Here is a 17,378-nt window from a genome sequence, read left to right as displayed (position 1 = left end):
CCCAAATGGCCTCCTGGCGGCCGGAATTACGCGAAGCGGCCGGATTCGGGTGGCGGGCACCGTCCGGATGGAGACGTAGCGGTGGAGCTGGTGCGAGGGGCGGCGCATGACGGTTCGGCGGCGACGCCTGCGTCCACCGAGCCTCCGCGGATCGGCTGCACCGGGCGGCCACCGCCCGCGGGTTCCGGCCAGGCCGCGTCCGCGTACCGGTACGCCTCCCGGGCTGCCCGGGCTGGCGTAAAGCCACTGCCGCAGGAGGGCGGAAGGCACCTCTCCTCAGCGCCACAATCACTACCGGCACACCGTCAACGTCTCGGCGGACGGCAGAAGTTCCCGGGCCCGCGAGCAGGTCGGCCAAGGGGCGTCCTTCGATCTTGGTGAGGACCTGGCCGAGGAGCTGGGTGTCGATGCTGCGGTAGGAGCCCTTTCCGTCTCGGTGGTCTTCAGGAAGGTGCCGACGCCGACCCGTTTGCCCTTCCACGGCGCCGAGTCCGCCAGCATCCGCTGGAACCACGCCACGTCGTCCGGTGCGAGCCCGAACTCCTCCAGGGCCTTGAGGGGCGGCTCCATGGAGGCGAATTCGCCCGGCCCTCTGGTGTACCGGCATGCGACGGTAGCATCGACGTACCGACGTAGGGGTGCGCCTCGTAGACGTCCACCAGCGCTCGCGCCAGGGTCTGCAGCCGCTCCTTGCGCGTGGTTCCACACCAAGCGTCTCGCCGTCGAGTGCCGCTACGGTCAGCTCTTCGCGACATCGCCTCTCGAAACGAGAAGACCGCCACCTCTCGCGAAGCGGCGGTCGTCCTCGTCTGGTTCCTGCTCGGGGCGGGGCCCGTCCGGGCCGGGCTCTAGTGGCCGATCTCCACGTCCTCCAGGACGCCCAGTGCGTCCGGTACCAGTACGGCCGCCGAATAGTAGGCGCTGACCAGGTAGTTGATGACCGCCTGCTCGTTGATGCCCATGAAGCGGACCGACAGGCCCGGCTGGTACTCGTCGGGGATGCCCGTCTGGTGCAGCCCCACCACGCCCTGGTTCTCCTCGCCGACGCGCATGGCGATGACCGAGCTGGTCTGGTCCGGATTGATCGGGATCTTGTTGCAGGGCAGCAGGGGGATGCCGCGCCAGGCGCGGACGGCCGTACCGCCGATCTCCGCGCCGGTCGGGTAGATGCCGCGGGCGTTCCACTCCCGGCCGATCGCCGCGATGGTGCGCGGGTGGGCGAGGAGGTACTGGGTCTTGCGGCGCCGCGAGATCAGGTCGTCCAGGTCGTCTGGGGTGGGCGGGCCGCTGCGGGCGTGGATGCGCTGCTTGAGGTCGGCGTTGTGCAGCAGGCCGAACTCGCGGTTGTTGACCATCTCGTGTTCCTGGCGTTCGCGCAGCGCCTCGATGGTCAGCCGGAGCTGCTGGTCCAGCTGGTTCATCGGGTCGTTGTAAAGGTCGGCGACCCGCGTGTGGATCTTCAACACGGTCTGTGCGACGCTCAGTTCGTACTCGCGCGGCGCCAGCTCGTAATCGACGAAGGTGCCCGGCAGTGCGGGCTCGCCGACATGGCCCGACGTCACGTCGATGGCCGCCTCGCCGTGCTTGTTCTGCGGCGGAACCTGGACCGTGCGGTAGCGCTCCAGGTGGTCGCGCAGGGCGGGGGAGCGGTCCGCGAGCTGTTCGTACTCGGCGCGGGGCAGCGTCAGTACGGTCACCCGCGTGACGGCCCGTACGGAGTGCTCCCAGGTCGCGTCCGGCGACAGCAGTGCCGCCTCGCCCAGGTGGTCGCCGTCCGCCAGTACGCCGAGAACCGTTTCGTCGCCGTACTTTCCGGTGCCGACCCGGTTCAGCTTGCCGTGCGCGACGAGGATGACCCGGTCGGCCGGCGCACCCTGTTCCACCAGGACGTCACCGGGCGCGTGCTCTTCCTGGACGAACCGGCCGGCCAGCGCCTCCAGCGCCGCCGGATCGTCGAAGTCGCGCAGCGGCGGCAGCTCCCGCAGTTCCGCGGGGATGACCCGGACGTCGGAACCGGTACTGGTGAACTCGACCCGGCCGTCCCCGAGGGTGTGGGTCAGGCGCCGGTTGACGCGGTACGTACCGCCGGATACCTGGGCCCAGGGCAGCACGCGCAGCAGCCAGCGGGAGGAGATCCCCTGCATCTGCGGCACAGTTTTGGTCGTGGTGGCGAGATTGCGTGCCGCGGCTGTCGCCAGGCTGGTGCGCGCCTGGTCGGTGTCCGGGGTGCCGCCGGGGCCGGACGTCGGGTCCGCCGATGTGGTCATGGGGGGTTTCACCTGTTCCTGTCGGTCGTTCGGCGTCGTGCGTCATTTCTCGGCAAACGGTTCTTCAATCGTTTGCCATGGCTGAAATGGTGCGGTTCATTGGCCGGTCTGTACGTCTTCCAGAACGCCCAGCGCGTCCGGCACGAGGACCGCGGCGGAGTAATAGGCGCTCACGAGATAGTTGGCGACCGCCTGGTCGTTGACCCCCATGAAGCGGACGGAAAGGCCCGGTTCGTATTCGTCGGGAATTCCCGTCTGGTGCAGACCGACGACGCCCTGCTTCTCCTCACCGGTGCGCATCACCAGGATGGAGCTGGTACCGTCCGCCGACACCGGGATCTTGTTGCACGGGAAGATGGGCACGCCGCGCCAGGAGGGCAGCGAGTGCCCCATGAAGTCGACCGCCGTCGGGTACAGGCCATGGGCGCTGCACTGGCGGCCGAACGCGGAGATCGCCTTGGGGTGGGCCAGCAGGAAACCCGGGTCCTTCCACACCGTCGCGAGCAGGTCGTCCAGGTCGTCGGGGGTGGGCGGGCCGCTGCGGGTACGGACGCGCTGGGTGAGGTCGGCGTTGTGCAGCAGGCCGAACTCGCGGTTGTTGACCATCTCGTGTTCCTGGCGTTCGCGCAGCGCCTGGATGGTCAGCCGCAACTGCTCCTCGACCTGGTTCATCGGGTCGCTGTACAGGTCGCCGACCCGGGTGTGGGTCCGCAGCACGGTCTGCGCCACGCTCAGTTCGTACTCGCGCGGCGCCAACTCGTAATCGACGAAGGTGCCGGGTACGGGCGGTTCGCCGTGGTGGCCGGAGGCGACCTCGATGGCCGACTCGCCGCTGGCGTTGCGCGCCGGCGCGGTGCCCGTGCCGGCTGTCGCGAGGCGCTCGCGCAGCTGTGGTGAGCGGTCGGTGATCTCCTGTGCGGCCTGCCGGGGCAGCGCCATGACGGTCACCCGTGTCACCGCGCGGTAGGTGTGCTGCCACGACGCGGCGGTGTCGGTGAGCGGCTCGTCGCCGAGGTGGTCGCCCCCGGCCAGCGCCCCCAGGACCGTTTCGTCGCCGTACTTGCCGGTGCCGATCCGGTCGACGCGGCCGTGCGCGATCAGCACCAGGCGGTCGGCCGGTGTGCCCGCGGCGGCGATCACGTCGCCGGGCGCGTACTCGTGCTGGACGAAGCGCTCGCCGAGCGCGCCGAGCACCTCGCTGTCGGTGAAGTCGCGCAGCGCGGGCAGTTCGCGCAGTTCGTCGGGGATGATCGATACTGCGGTGCCGGAGACGGCGAAGTCGATGCGTCCGTCGCCGACTGTGTAGGTCAGCCGCCGGTTGACGCGGTACGTGCCGCCCGAGACCTGCACCCAGGGCAGCAGCCGCAGCAGCCAGCGCGAGGTGACGCCCTGCATCTGCGGCACGGTCTTGGTGGTCGTGGCCAGCTGGCGTGCCGCGGCCGTCGTCAAACTGGAATGGGGTGTTTCGCCTCCGGGGCCGGGAATTGTCTCGTCGGTAACCGTCACGGCTTCGCCACCAATCTAGGGAAGTTGACAATCGGACGGCAGCCGGAGCCACGGCCGTTCGGTGAGACGAGGTCCGTGCCGCTCGCCGCACTGAACATAGACGGGTTGTTTTAATCTGGGCAATCACTCAAAAGAGTGGCATGAAAAATTATTCAGGTGGACAGGTTTAGTGGAATCCGTTGGTGGAAAGTGTGCCGGGGTGATTCCGTCGGCGCGGCGCCGGGAGGCGCGGTGAAGCCGAAAAGGCGTCGAGGTGACGGAACGGGTCATCTTCCGGAAGGCTGCCGGAAAACAGCGGGTGTGCGGGACCGGTCCAGCGGGTCGTCGAGTACGGCACGCAGCGCGGCGTGCGCCGCTCCGAGCAGCGGCCCGTCCGCGCCGACCCGGGAGACGGTCACCCGCGTGCGCGGCACGGACGGCCCGTGCGGACCAGCGCCGGTACGGTCCGCCAACTCCCGCTCCAGCGACGGCAGAACCCAGGGCGCCAGCCGGGCCAGCGCACCGCCGAGCAGTACCGCCTGAGGGTCGAGGAGATGCACGGCGCCGGTCAGGGCGATGCCGAGCGCCGTCCCCGCGTCCCGCAGCGCGGCCAGGGCGGCGCGGTCCCCGGCTGCGGCCCGGCGGGCGAGCAGTTCGACCCGTGCCCGCGGGCCGGTCGCCCCGGCCGACGCCCGCCCGGAATCGAGACCGGCCGCCCGGAATACGGCCGCTTCCCCGGCGTACTGCTCCAGGCAGCCCCGGCCGCCGCAGCGGCACGGACGGCCACCCGGGTACACCGGCATATGCCCCAACTCGCCCGCGAACCCCCGCACGCCGCGCAGCAGTCGTCCGTCCACGACGACCGCGGCGCCGATCCCCACCTCGGCCGAGACATGGAGGAAGTCGGACGGCGGCGGTGCACCGCCGTCCGGTCCGCCGCCGAGCCGCATCTCGGCCAGCGCGCCGAGGTTCGCCTCGTTCTCGACGGTCAGCGGGCAGGCGTCGCCGGTCGGAGCGCGCAGCGCCGGAGCCGGATCGACGTCGCGCCAGCCGAGATTGGGAGCGTGCACCACGGTCGTCGTACCGCGCGCGACCAGACCGGGAACCGCGACCGTCAGCCCGGCGGGCCGCAGATCCAGCGGCCCGATCCGGTCCGTGACCTCCTTGACCAGGCCGGCCAGTTGGCGCAGTACGGGTCCGGGCGCACTGCCCCGGCCGGTGGTGTCGGCCAGCACCCGGGCCCGTACTCGCCCGCGCAGATCGACGGCGCACACCGCGAGATGGCCGACGCCGATCTCGGCGCCGATGCCCGCGGGCCCGGTGTCGCTGACGGTCAGTCCGCTGCCCGGCCGCCCGCGTCCGCTGGGCGCGGCGGGCCCCGACTCGACCAGCAGACCGGCCCGTAGCAGCACATCGACGAGGGTGGAGACGGCGGCCCGCGTCAGCCCGACCCGCGCGGCCACCCCGGCCCGCGACACGGGCCCGTCTGCGGCGACGGCACCGAGGACCCGCGCCAGATTGCGGCGGCGGATGCCGTGCTGCGTGTCGGCACCGGCGGAGGTCACGGGACGCCCGCGGCGTACGTGGCGGACATGACGGAAGTGGCGGGCGTGGTCGACGGGCTGTACGGGGCGGTCATACGAATCGCGGCTCTCCGGAACTCATCGGTGGTACGTACATGTACGGGTACGAGGCGGCCGCCGGTCGGAGCCCCGGCCGGGTCCTCACCCGGCGGCCTCAGCCGGTGGCGTCCGTCCGGCCGGTCCCGAGCGGCCCGTACATCTCGGCGAACGCCATGTCGGCGCACCGGCCCAGGCTCGTCAGCAGCCCGGCGGCGCTCTCCTGGGGTGCCGCGGGCGCCGCCGGGTCGGCGTACTCCTCCAGCACCAGGTAGGCGCCGGGCTCGGGCAGCGTGAACCAGCGGTAGGTCGGGCCGCACGGCTCCGGGCCGGCCGCCTCGTGCAGAGCGGTGGCACTCCGCTCGGTGCCGTCCTGTCGGCGGTCGCGGACATCGAACCGGGCACGAACAAAGATGCTCATGCCCGGCACCCCATCACAACTCCCGCGCTCGCGGTACGGCGGCGTCCGAATCCGCTCTCCGGATGCGGCTTTCCGGAGACCGCCCTGTCGGGCGGGAATATGCCCCGGTCAGACCCGCAAAGCGACCGGCCGGGCCCGGTCAGCGGCAGACCGCCCCGGCCGTCACGCCCCCAGCAGCGGCCCGCCCGCCGCAAGCGTCTCCGCCAGCCGCTCCCGCGCCGCCGTGTCGCACGGCACCGCCGCGTACTCGGCGCCGCGTGCCGTCCCCCACCGCCGCGCCACCGCCGCCGGATCCTCGCCCAGCAGCAGCCCCGCCGCCTGCGCCGCCGCGCCCAGCGCGACCAGTTCGCGGGCCCCGGGAACCACCACCGGCCGCCCCGAAAGGCGGCGTACGGTGTCCCGCCACGCGGCCCCGCGCGCGCCGCCGCCGATCAGCAGCAGTGGCGCGTCGGCCGGTACGTCCTCGTCCACGATCCGGTCCAGCGCCTGGAGCAGCGCGAACACTGCACCATCGTAAGCCGCTTGGAGCAGCTGACCACGTGTCGTGTCGTGCCGCAGACCGTGCAGCAGTCCGGAGGCGTGCGGCAGGTCGGGCGTGCGCTCGCCGTCCAGGAAGGGCAGCATCACCGCCGACCCGCCGGATTCGACGTCCTCCCGGTCCAGGCCGAGCAGGGCGGCGACCCGGTCCACGGCCAGCGTGCAGTTCAGGGTGCAGGCCAGCGGCAGCCAGTCGCCGCGTGCGTCGGCGAATCCGGCGACCGTGCCCGTCGGATCGCCGGCCGGCCGCCGGGTGGACACCGCGTAGACCGTGCCCGACGTACCCAGGCTCAGTACGGGCTGCCCGGGGCGCAGCCCGAGCCCCAGCGCCGCCGCCATGTTGTCGCCGGTGCCCGTGGCGACCAGCGCGCCCTGGGGCAGCGGCAGATCACCGGCCTGTACGGTGCCCGCTGCCTCGCCCGGGAGCGCGACCCGCGGCAGCGCCTTCGGGTCCAGGCCGATGAGTCCGAGGATCTCCGCGTCGTACGCCTCGTCGGCCGGTGACCACCAGCCCGTCCCGGAGGCGTCGCCGCGGTCGGTGACCGCCTCGCCGCCGATGCGTTCGGTGAGGTAGTCGTGCGGCAGCCGCACCGCGGCCGTCGCGTCGGCCGCCGCGGGCTCGTTCTCGCGCAGCCAGGCCCACTTCGTCACGGTGAACGCCGGCAGCGGCACGCTCCCCACCCGCCGCGCCCACTCCTGCGGCCCGCCGTACTCCGCCAGCAGCCGCCGGTGCTGCGGAGCCGACCGTACGTCGTTCCACAGCAGCGCCGGGCGCACCGGGCGCCCCGACGCGTCGAGGGTGACCAGGCCGTGCTGCTGGCCTCCGACGGACACGGCGGCGGCCTGCCGCGCGGCGTCACCGCACTGGCCCAGCGCCTCGCCGAGCGCCCGCCACCACTGTTCGGGGTCGCTCTCCTTGCCCGCGCCGTCCGCTTCCGTGCCACCGCCGGTGACCACGTGCCGAGCCTGGCCGCGGGCCACGACCTCGCCGGTCGCGGCGTCCACCACGAGCGCCTTGGTGGACTGGGTGGAGCTGTCCACACCGACGACGAGCGGTCCCGCTGCCTGTGTGCCCATCGCGTTCTCCCTCTCCGCGCTGCGGGGGACGGCCCCGCCGGATGCCGGGCGGCACGCCCGTTCCAGGGCTTCCCCGGCGTGCTGCCGCATATTAGTTTGGGACGGCCGCAATTTGTAAAGCGCCATGACGAATTGGTGAGTCGGCCGAGGGAGCCCATGATGAGCTACCAGCCCGTGCCCGAGGACAAATTCAGTTTCGGCCTGTGGACGGTCGGCTGGCAGGGCCGCGACCCCTTCGGGGACGCCACCCGCCGTCCGCTCGACCCGGTGGAGTCCGTCCACCGGCTGGCGGAACTGGGAGCGTACGGCGTCACCTTCCACGACGACGACCTGATCCCCGCCGGCTCCGGCGACATCGCCCGCGAGGCGGCGGTCAAGCGCTTCCGCCAGGCTCTGGACGTCACCGGCCTGACCGTGCCCATGGCCACGACGAACCTCTTCACCCACCCCGTCTTCAAGGATGGCGCCTTCACCGCCAACGACCGCGACGTCCGGCGCTACGCCCTGCGCAAGACCCTGCGGAACATCGACCTCGCGGCCGAGCTGGGCGCCCGTACGTATGTGGCGTGGGGCGGGCGCGAGGGCGCGGAGTCCGGCGCGGCCAAGGACGTGCGCGCGGCGCTGGACCGGATGCGGGAGGCGTTCGACCTGCTCGGCCAGTACGTCGTCGAGCAGGGCTACGACCTGCGGTTCGCCATCGAGCCGAAGCCCAACGAGCCGCGCGGTGACATCCTGCTGCCCACCGTCGGCCACGCCCTCGCGTTCATCGAGCACCTGGCGCGGCCGGAGCTGTACGGCGTCAACCCGGAGGTCGGTCACGAGCAGATGGCCGGCCTGAACGTCCCGCACGGCATCGCCCAGGCCCTGTGGGCCGGCAAGCTCTTCCACATCGACCTGAACGGGCAGTCCGGCGTCAAATTCGACCAGGATCTGCGCTTCGGCGCCGGGGACCTGCGGGCCGCCTTCTGGCTGGTGGACCTGCTGGAGACCGCGGGCTACGAAGGCCCCCGGCACTTCGACTTCAAGCCGCCGCGCACCGAGGACCTGGACGGGGTGTGGGCCTCGGCGGCCGGCTGTATGCGCACCTATCTGATCCTCAGGGAGCGCGCGGCGGCCTTCCGCGCCGACCCGGACGTCCAGGAGGCCCTGCGTGTCTCCCGGTTGGACGAGCTGGCCCGGCCCACCGCCGAGGACGGGCTCGCGGCCCTGCTCGCGGACCGTACGGCGTACGAGTCCTTCGACGCCGAGGCGGCCGCCGCCCGGGGCATGGCGTTCGAACGGCTCGACCAGCTCGCCATGGATCACCTGCTGCGCGCACGCTGATCTGCCCGTAACGGAACGGTCCGTTCGGGGGCCCGTTCAGCGGAACAGCTTGCGCAGGAAGCGCATCTCCTCCGTCCGCTGATGCCCGCCGCCGCCCTCGTGCCCGTTGAACCGCCACAGCCGCAGCTCCTTCGTACCCGCGTAGTGGTGGTAAGCGGCGAAGCCGGTGGAGGCCGGAGTCACGGGATCGCGCAGCGCGGTACCGAAGAGCGCGGGGGCGTCCGCGCGCACCGCGAAGTTCAGGCCGTCGAAGTGGTCGAGGGTGTGCAGGGCGGCTTCCACCTGGGTCCGGGCGCCCGCGAGGTAGCGGGACAGTTCACCGTACGGGCCCTCGTCGGTGATCTCGACGGCGCGCCGGACGTGCGTCAGAAACGGTACGTCGATCAGCGCGCCCGCGAGCCCCGGCACCAGCCCGGCCACGGCCAGCGCGATGGCACCGCCCTGGCTGCCGCCCGCCACCACCACGCGCTCGGCGTCGACCGCCGCGTGGCCGCGCGCCGCCGCCACGGCCCGTACGCCGTCGGTGTAGACCCGGCGGTAGTAATAATCGTCCGGGTCGAGCAGACCCTGCGTCATCTTGCCGGGCACGCCCGGATGGGGAGAGCCGACCGGGTCGGGCGTATCGCCGGGCCGGTTGGGGCCGCTCTGCCCCCGGGTGTCCATGACCAGCGTCGCGTAGCCCGACGCCGGCCACAGCAGCCAGTCCTGCGGATGCAGCCGGCCGCCGCCGTACCCGAGGAACTGCACGACACAGGGCAGCGGTCCGCTCGCCTCCCGGGGCACCAGGAACCAGCCCCGGATGCGGTGTCCGCCGAAGCCCGAGAACTCCATGTCGTACGTGTGCAGCAGCGACAGTCCCGCGTCGGTCTCCTCGAAGCGGGCGTCCAGGCCGTACGCGGCGGCCTCGTCCAGCGTGCGCCGCCAGAACGCGTCGAAGCCGTCGGGTTCGGGCAGCGGCGGACGGTAGCCGCGCAGCTGGTCCAGGGGCAGGTCCACGAACAAGCGGTGCCTCCAGGGCGAAAGCGGGCGACGGCCGCGCGACGGCGCCCGCCGGGTGCCGGGCGCGCAACCTACCAGCGGACGGCCCGGTCACGGCCCGTCCCGCTCCTCCTCCGGCGCCCGCGTCCCGGCCTCCGTCACCTCGCTGATTCCGGCGGCCGCCGGGTCGAGCACGCGGGCCAGGAATGTCCGCGTCCGCTCGTGCTGCGGATCGGCGATCACCCGCTCGGGTGACCCCTCCTCGACGATGACCCCGCCATCCATGAACACCACCCGGTCGGCGACCTCCCGCGCGAAGCTCATCTCGTGGGTGACCACGAGCATCGTCATGCCCTCCTGCGCGAGCGAGCGCATCACCGCCAGCACGTCGCCCACCAGCTCCGGGTCGAGCGCCGAGGTCGGCTCGTCGAAGAGCATCAGCTCCGGCTCCATGGACAACGCGCGGGCGATGGCCACCCGCTGCTGCTGGCCGCCCGACAATTGCGCCGGGTACGCGGACTCCTTGTCGCTCAGACCGACCCGCGCGAGGTTGGCGCGCGCGACCCGTCCGGCCGCCGCCCGGTCGCGGCGCAGCACCCGCCGCTGGGCGATCGTCAGGTTCTCCAGGGCGGTCAGGTGCGGGAAGAGGTTGAAGGACTGGAAGACCATCCCGATACGGCGCCGGACCCGGTCGATGTCCACGTCCGGGTCGGTGACCTCGGTGCCCGCCACGGTGACCCGTCCCGCGGTCGGCTCCTCCAGCAGGTTCACACAGCGCAGCAGCGTCGACTTGCCGGACCCGGACGGGCCGATGACGCACACCACCTCGCCCCGCTCCACGGAGAAGTCGATGCCCTTGAGGACCTCCAGCGTGCCGAAGGACTTGTGCAGCCCCTCGACCTCGATCGCACGGGCGGCGGTCGCCGTCGCCTCGTCGGTGCCCATGGGGCTCACCTGGCCTTCGCGGTACGGGCCTCCAGCCGCCGGACCAGCTGGCCCAGGGGGAGGGTGATGACGAGGTAGAGCAGGCCGGCGATGAGGATCGGCGTCAGGCTCTTGTGCTCGTTGAGGGCGTCCCGCCCGAAGTTCGCCAGCTCGAACTGGCCGAGCGACAGACCGAGCAGATAGACCAGCGAGGAGTCCTTGGTCAGCAGGATCAGCTCGTTGGTCAACGGCGGCAGGACGATCCGGAACGCCTGCGGTATGACGATCGAACGCATCGCGCGCCCCGGCGACATCCCCAGCGAACGTGCCGCCTCCGACTGCCCCTTGGGCACGGCCTGGATGCCGGCCCGGATCGTCTCCGCCATGTACGCGGCACCGACCAGACCGAGCGAGAGCATCACGGTGATGTTCATGTCCAGCGCGACCTCGAAGGCGAGCGGCACGCCGAAGCCCAGCGCGATGAACACCAGCAGCGCCGGCACACCGCGGAAGAACTCGATGTAGGTGACCGCCAGCCAGCGGTACGGCGGCACCTGCGACAGCCGCATCAGCGCCAGCACCAGCCCGAGCCCCAGCCCGAAACCGAAGCCGAGCAGGGTGTAGAGGACGGTGTTGACCAGCGCGGTGGTGATGATGTCGGGGAACAGCGCCTTGGCGACTTCCACGTCGAAGAACGCGTGGCGCAGCGTCCCCCAGTCGGCGACCAGGGCGAGGACGAGCACGGCGGTGGCCAGCACGGCGTACTGGCCACCGCGCAGCAGGCGGGCCCTCCGGCGTCGGGACAGGGGCATCAGTGTCGGCTCCTCATGCTGGCTGCGGGATCAGCCCTGCTGGGGCGCGGTGCCGAACCACTTCTTGTAGATACGGTCGTAACTTCCGTCGGAGCGAGCCTTCTTGAGCACCTCGTTGATCTTCTTGCGCAGTGCTTCGTTGCCGGTGCGCACACCGATCCCGTAGTGCTCACCGGTGTCGAACTCCGCGGTCACCGCCGTGTCCGGGTTCTGCTTCACATAGTCGAACAGCACCCCGTTGTCGTTGATGCCCGCGTCCACCTGCCCCGACTTCACGGCCGTGAGCAGCAGCCCCAGGTCCTCGAACTCGACCAGTTCGACGCCCGCGCCGTTCTTCTTGGCGTACTCGGCGCCGGTGGTGGCCTTCTGGTAGCCCAGCTTCTTGCCCTTCAGATCCGCGATCTTCTTGTAGGGCGCGCCCTTCTTGGTGATGAGCGCCTGGGTGGCGTTGAAGTACGGGTCGGAGAAGTCCATGACCTTGTCGCGCTTGGCGTTGATGGTCATCCCCGCCGCGGCCAGGTCACACTTGCGGATGTTGAAGTCCTGGCCGGTCTCGATGCCCTCGAAGGGCGTGTTGACGATCTCCTGCGGCACCTTCAGTTCCTTGGCGACCAGGTCGACCAGGTCCACGTCGAACCCGACGATCTTGCCTTCCTTCTTCACCTGGAACGGCGCGTACGGCAGATGCGTGCAGGTCTTGAGCGTGCCGGGGGAGACGAGCCGGACGCCCGAGGCCGACTTCTCGCCGGCCTCGCCGCCGGACTTGGTGCTGGTACAGCCCGTGGCGAGGAGGGCGGCGGCCGTGACCAGGGCGGCCGTGGCGGACATCGAGGAGCGAACGGACACGGGTCCTCCGGATCAGGATGCGGCCCAACACTCACCGGTCGGAGGTGAGTTGGCTGCATCCTGCCATCGGCCAGGGCCGATGTCGCCGCCGCCGGTGTTGCGACCGGGTAACGACCGGATCCCGTTCCGTGCCGACCACGGCGCTGTACGCGATACGGAATCAGCCGGTCAGCTGCCGTGCCAACGCGGCCACCGCGTCCGGCCCCACCCGGCAGCAGCCGCCGACGAGCCGGGCCCCCGCGGCGGTCCAGGCCGCGACCCGGTCCGTGTCGAAGGCGGAGGTGCCGCACCAGGCACGCGCCCGTGCGTCCCAGCTCTCGCCGCTGTTCGGGTAGACGACCACCGGTTTGCCGGCCGCGCGGGCCGCCACCGCGACCGCCCGGTCGGCGTCCTCGGGGGTACAGCAGTTCACGCCCACCGCCACCACCTCCGGGACGTCCGCCGCGAGCGCGAAGGCGTCCGCCAGCGGCTGCCCGGCCCGGGTGCGGTCACCGGCCGCGCTGAAGGACAGCCAGGCGGGCACGCCGAGCCCGCGTACCGCCCGCAGCAGGGCCCGCGCCTCGTCCGCGTCCGGCACGGTCTCCAGCGCCAGGACGTCGGGACCGGCCGCGGCCAGCACCTCCAGCCGCGGACGGTGGAACCGCTCCAGTTCGGCCACCGACAGCCCGTAGGCGCCCCGGTATTCGGAGCCGTCCGCGAGCATCGCGCCGTACGGGCCCACCGAAGCGGCGACGTACAGCGGTCCCGCCGCGCCGGCCGCCGTCGCCTGTCGCGCCGCCGTACGCGCCAGCTCCACACTGCGCCGCAGCAGCCCGGTGGCCTCCGCCGCACCGATGCCCCGCCTGGCGAAACCTTCGAAAGTCGCCTGATAGCTGGACGTGATCGCCACCTGGGCGCCCGCCTCGTAATACGCGCGGTGCGCCGCGACCACGGCGTCCGGGTCCTCGGCGAGCAGCCGCGCCGACCACAGCGCGTCGCTGAGGTCGTGCCCGGCGGACTCCAGCTGGTTGGACAGCCCGCCGTCCAGGACCAGCGGTCCCGCGGCGAGGGCGGCGGCGAACGAGGAGGCGGCAGCGGTGCTCATGCCGCCCAGCCTCTCACCCCTGGCCGCGGCGCCCCGGGTCACTCCGCCTGGACGGCCTGGATGTCCAGTTCGATGCGGATCGTGGCGCCGATGGCCGCGATGCCCCGCGCGAGCATCTTGCGCCAGTCCAGCGTGAAGTCCTCCCGGTGCAGCTCGGTCACCGCGGAGCACGCCGTACGCGTCTCGCCGCCCATGCCGGTGCCGAGGCCCAGGTAGCGGGTGTCCAGCTGCACCGACCTGCTGACACCGTGCAGATGCAGCACCCCCTGTACGGCCCAGCGGGCACCGCCCTTGTGCACGAACCGCTCCCCGGCGAACTGGAGATACGGGTAGCGCGCCACGTCCAGGAACTCCGCCGACCGCAGATGGTCGTCGCGCATCTTCACACCCGAGTCGATGCTCGCCGCGTCGATCGTCACCTCCACCCGGGAATTCCGCATGTCCGGCGCGATCCACAGGCCGCCCTCGAAGTGGTTGAACCGGCCGTGGATCTCGGCCAGCCCGATGTGCCGGGCGGTGAAGCGGATGGACGAGTGGTCGGGGTCCAGCCGCCACTGCCCCGGCGTGGGCATCGGCGGCGCCGGGGCCGGCTCCAGCGCCAGCGTCCGCGGCGCGGTCCGCTCGCCCTCGGTGACCAGGCTGTCGAACCGCTCCGGACGGAAGCCGTCGCAGGTGACCACCACGTGGTACGCGGCGGGCGCCAGCGTCGCGGTGAACATGCCGTTCGGGTCCGTCTGGCCGCGCGTCACCTCGGTGCCCTCGGTGTCGCGCACCGATATCGCGGCCCGTGCCATCGGCAGCCCGACGGGGTCCTGGACGCTGAGGTCCAGCGCTCCGGCGCCACGCGGGATCGGGGCCGGAACGGGGGCACTGCGGGCGGAGCGGTCACGAAGGCGGGTGAGGATGGCGAGCGCCATGGCAGGACGGGGCCTCTCGGTCAGTTGCGTCGAAAAAGGTGCATCTCCATCCTGTCATTGGTTTAGACCGCTGAGGACGACAGCTGTCAATAGCCGCAGAAACGTGAAATTCATCGCAGTGAGTACAAGATGACGGCGAACCGGGCAGGAACCGCCGCCAGCTCGTACCGAGGCAGCACCCCGGGGCCGCACGACCGGCTGCCGATGCCGTGCTGGGCGTGGTCGAGATGGAGCCAGATCCGGTCGCCCGCCGTCAGGTCGGTGGTGTGCCGGGCGGCGTCCAGCTGCTCGCTCGTCCAGCGGCGCGCGCTGAACCAGAACGCCGGCTCACCCTCGGCCCGCAGCCCCGAACCGTCGCTGCGGGCCAGCTCCACCCACCGCACATCGGCCCGCGCCCCGTTCTCCTGCGGCCGCACGTAGGGCGTCTGCAACGCGTCCACCGGCATCCGCCACAGCCCCGTGCGCGCCGCCGCCCGGGTGTCCGGATATGCCTCGCCCGGTCCGCCGCCGTACCACCGCGCCGTCGTGAGACTGCCGCACACGCCCATCCGGACACCGAGCCGGGCAGCGGACACGGCCACTCGCCGTACGGGCGCACCGACACCTCCAGCCGCAGCCGCCCGCTGTCCGCGCTCCAGCGGTAGTCCGTGTCCAGGGCCAAGCCGGAGCCGGCCGGCGCGACCCGGGTCCGTACCACCAGCGCGTCACCGCCGTACTCGACGGACGCCACCCGATGGCGCATACGGTGCAGACCGATCCGGCGCCACTGCTCGGCGAGGCGCGGCCCCGGCTGCCAGGGCGCGCCCTCGTCGTTGTCGGTCGGCGCCCGCCACACGTCCAGCCGCGGGCCCGTCACCTGCACGCCGTCGAGATAGCGGAGCACACCGGTGGTCGCGTCGAAGGCACCCGGACCGAGGAGGACGAGATTGCCCTCGCCGCGCCGCGGGGACGCGCGTACGGAGGCGGCACGCGGGGTGGGGCGGGGCGTGGCAGGCCCGGCGGGCAGCTGGCCCCAGGCGACCTCGTGGCCCGCCGTGGCCCACGCGGCGTCCTCGGCCAATAACGCCCGCACCGTCCACAGGGTTTCGCGGCCACGACGCCCGGCGGGTTCCCGGGGCAGCGCCACCTCGGCGTGCGCCCCGGGAGCGAGCGGCGGCACGGCCAGCGGCCCCTCGGCGAGCATCTCGCCCTCGGCCTCGAAGGACCAGCGGAACGCCAGGTGGGAGAGGTCGGTGAAGTCGTGCAGGTTGGTGATCCGCACCGCGTCCGGCGCGGCCCCGCCGTCGCCCGCGCCCGTACCGCCGATCCGTACCGGTTCGACGACCTTCTTGAACTCGGCCAGGCCGGGCGACGGCACCCGGTCGGGGAAGACCAGCCCGTCGCAGACGAAGTTGCCGTCGTGCAGCTCCTCGCCGAAGTCGCCCCCGTACGCGTGGAACACCTCGCCGAACACGGTGCGCTGCCGCAGCCCGTGGTCGATCCACTCCCACACGAAGCCGCCCTGGCAGCGCTCGTACGTCTCGAAGAGCCGCTGGTACTCGCCGAGCCCGCCGGGCCCGTTGCCCATCGCGTGCGCGTACTCGCACAGCACGAACGGCAGGGCGCGACGCCGGGCGTCCGCCACCGGATCGGCGAGCGGCTCCTCCTCCCGCCGGCCGATCCGCTCGACCTCGGCGTGGTCCGCGTACATCCGGGAGTAGACGTCGGTGTCGGCGCAGGACCGGTCGCCTTCGTAGTGCAGCGGGCGGGACGGGTCGCGGTCGCGTGTCCAGGCGGCCATGGCGGACAGGCCGCGGCCGGTGCCGCACTCGTTGCCCAGCGACCACATGATCACGCTGGGGTGGTTCTTGTCGCGCTCGACCATCCGGCGCATGCGGTCCAGCAGCGCCGGGGTCCACGCGTCGTCGTCCACCGGGTTGCCCCGCCAGCCCTGCTGCTTGAAGCCGTGCGTCTCCAGGTCGCACTCCTCGACGACCCACAGGCCCAGCTCGTCGCAGAGGTCGAGGAAGGCGGGGTGCGGCGGGTAGTGGCTCGTACGGACGGCGTTGACGTTGTGCCGCTTCATCAGCAACAGGTCGCGGCGCATCACCTCCGGGCCCAGCGAACGCCCGTAACGCGGGTCGAACTCATGCCGGTTGACGCCGCGGAACAGGACGTGCCGCCCGTTGACCTTCAGCAGGCCGTCCTCGACGCGTACGGTACGGAAGCCGACGCGCAGCGGGACGCGCTCACCGGGCGTGCGCAGTTCGGCGTCGTACAGCCGCGGTGTCTCGGCCGTCCACGGGACGACCGGCACCGTCGCGCTTTCCCCCGTCGCCAGATCCAGGCCGAGCGCGGGGACGGTGACCCGGCCCGCCGGTGAGCAGTCCACCCGGAGGGTGCCGTGGCCGGTCCGGTGGTCGTACGAGGCGTGCACGAAGTGGTCCAGGACGGCTCCCGCGGGCCGGTGGTGCAGCGTGACATCACGGAAGACGCCGGGCAGCCACCACTGGTCCTGGTCCTCCAGATAGCTGCCCGAGGACCACTGGTGGACGCGGACCGCCAGCACATTGCGGCCGGCGCGCAGCAGATGGCCCACCTCGAACTCGTGCGGCAGGCGACTGCCCTTGAAATGCCCCAACTCCCTTCCGTTGAGCCACACTCTGGCGCAGGACTCCACACCCTCGAAACGCAGCAGGGCGGGCCCCGGTTCCCAGTCGGCGGGGAGATCGAAGGAGTGCCGGTGATCGCCGGTCGGGTTCTCGTCGGGCAGCAGCGGCGGATCGACGGGGAAGGGGTAACGGGCGTTGGTGTAGGCGGGTGCGCCGTGTCCCATGAGCGCCCAGTGACCCGGTACGCGCAGGTCGGCCCAGTCCGTGTCGTCGAAGTCCGGCCGGGCGAAGGAGGTGTCGGCGGAGCGGGCGGTCGGCAGGAGCCGGAACCGCCATGTCCCGTGCAGCGACATCCGGCGCGCGTCCGAACGGGCGAACCAGGCGCGGGGCGGACGGCAGCCCCTGCCGGGGGTCACGTCCTCGTAGTACGGGAGGCGCTGCGGAGGGCGGGGGACGGGTATCCCGGGAGCGTGTTGTGCGGGTGTGGTGTGCTCGGC

At 72.1% G+C, this 17,378-nt stretch carries 13 protein-coding genes and 1 pseudogene; 1 reads left to right on the top strand and 13 read right to left on the bottom strand.

Going from position 1 to position 17,378, the window contains the following annotated elements; genetic code table 11:
- Positions 1–291 precede the first annotated feature (291 nt).
- From ACZ53K_RS18930 to xylB, 6 genes are all read right to left on the bottom strand, one after another.
- Positions 292–570, bottom strand: coding sequence for a hypothetical protein (locus ACZ53K_RS18930; protein ID WP_468837594.1), 279 nt, complete (start codon positions 568–570; stop codon positions 292–294).
- 278 nt (positions 571–848) lie between these two features.
- Positions 849–2,267, bottom strand: a complete 1,419-nt coding sequence (locus tag ACZ53K_RS18925) for a family 2B encapsulin nanocompartment shell protein (RefSeq protein ID WP_468837592.1) — start codon at positions 2,265–2,267, stop codon at positions 849–851.
- A 96-nt stretch (positions 2,268–2,363) separates the two neighbouring features.
- The gene (locus tag ACZ53K_RS18920; protein WP_468837589.1) at positions 2,364–3,773 is read right to left on the bottom strand and encodes a family 2B encapsulin nanocompartment shell protein; all 1,410 of its coding nucleotides are present in this window, start codon (positions 3,771–3,773) and stop codon (positions 2,364–2,366) included.
- 266 nt (positions 3,774–4,039) lie between these two features.
- Positions 4,040–5,317: an ROK family protein gene (locus tag ACZ53K_RS18915; protein ID WP_468837587.1), complete on the bottom strand. Its 1,278-nt coding sequence runs from the start codon at positions 5,315–5,317 to the stop codon at positions 4,040–4,042.
- A 172-nt stretch (positions 5,318–5,489) separates the two neighbouring features.
- Positions 5,490–5,792 carry a putative quinol monooxygenase gene (locus ACZ53K_RS18910; protein ID WP_468837586.1) on the bottom strand — a complete coding sequence of 101 codons (303 nt, stop codon included), beginning with the start codon at positions 5,790–5,792 and terminating at the stop codon, positions 5,490–5,492.
- A gap of 162 nt (positions 5,793–5,954) precedes the next feature.
- Positions 5,955–7,406 carry a xylulokinase gene (gene xylB / locus ACZ53K_RS18905; protein WP_468837584.1) on the bottom strand — a complete coding sequence of 484 codons (1,452 nt, stop codon included), beginning with the start codon at positions 7,404–7,406 and terminating at the stop codon, positions 5,955–5,957.
- A 159-nt stretch (positions 7,407–7,565) separates the two neighbouring features.
- Between xylB and xylA the strand changes: the two genes are divergently transcribed.
- Positions 7,566–8,729, top strand: coding sequence for a xylose isomerase (xylA, locus tag ACZ53K_RS18900; protein WP_468837582.1), 1,164 nt, complete (start codon positions 7,566–7,568; stop codon positions 8,727–8,729).
- A gap of 36 nt (positions 8,730–8,765) precedes the next feature.
- Here the strand turns inward: xylA and ACZ53K_RS18895 are convergent, their stop codons facing one another.
- From ACZ53K_RS18895 to ACZ53K_RS18865, 7 genes and pseudogenes are all read right to left on the bottom strand, one after another.
- Positions 8,766–9,731: an acetylxylan esterase gene (locus ACZ53K_RS18895; protein ID WP_468837580.1), complete on the bottom strand. Its 966-nt coding sequence runs from the start codon at positions 9,729–9,731 to the stop codon at positions 8,766–8,768.
- Between the two features lie 87 nt (positions 9,732–9,818).
- Positions 9,819–10,652 carry an amino acid ABC transporter ATP-binding protein gene (locus tag ACZ53K_RS18890; protein WP_468837578.1) on the bottom strand — a complete coding sequence of 278 codons (834 nt, stop codon included), beginning with the start codon at positions 10,650–10,652 and terminating at the stop codon, positions 9,819–9,821.
- A 5-nt stretch (positions 10,653–10,657) separates the two neighbouring features.
- On the bottom strand, positions 10,658–11,443 hold the full coding sequence (locus tag ACZ53K_RS18885) for an amino acid ABC transporter permease (RefSeq protein ID WP_468837576.1): 786 nt from the start codon (positions 11,441–11,443) through the stop codon (positions 10,658–10,660).
- 30 nt (positions 11,444–11,473) lie between these two features.
- Complete coding sequence (locus ACZ53K_RS18880; protein ID WP_468838001.1) at positions 11,474–12,271, bottom strand: ABC transporter substrate-binding protein; 798 nt, start codon at positions 12,269–12,271, stop codon at positions 11,474–11,476.
- A 178-nt stretch (positions 12,272–12,449) separates the two neighbouring features.
- Positions 12,450–13,373 carry a homocysteine S-methyltransferase gene (gene mmuM, locus ACZ53K_RS18875; RefSeq protein WP_468837574.1) on the bottom strand — a complete coding sequence of 308 codons (924 nt, stop codon included), beginning with the start codon at positions 13,371–13,373 and terminating at the stop codon, positions 12,450–12,452.
- A 38-nt stretch (positions 13,374–13,411) separates the two neighbouring features.
- On the bottom strand, positions 13,412–14,290 hold the full coding sequence (locus ACZ53K_RS18870; protein WP_468837572.1) for a YceI family protein: 879 nt from the start codon (positions 14,288–14,290) through the stop codon (positions 13,412–13,414).
- A 110-nt stretch (positions 14,291–14,400) separates the two neighbouring features.
- A pseudogene (locus ACZ53K_RS18865) lies at positions 14,401–17,342 on the bottom strand (glycoside hydrolase family 2 TIM barrel-domain containing protein).
- Positions 17,343–17,378 lie beyond the last annotated feature (36 nt).

Source organism: Streptomyces sp. NPDC033221, from assembly GCF_055577005.1.
Note: the sequence above shows the minus strand (reverse complement) of the source record. Positions and strands in the feature narration are given on the sequence as shown.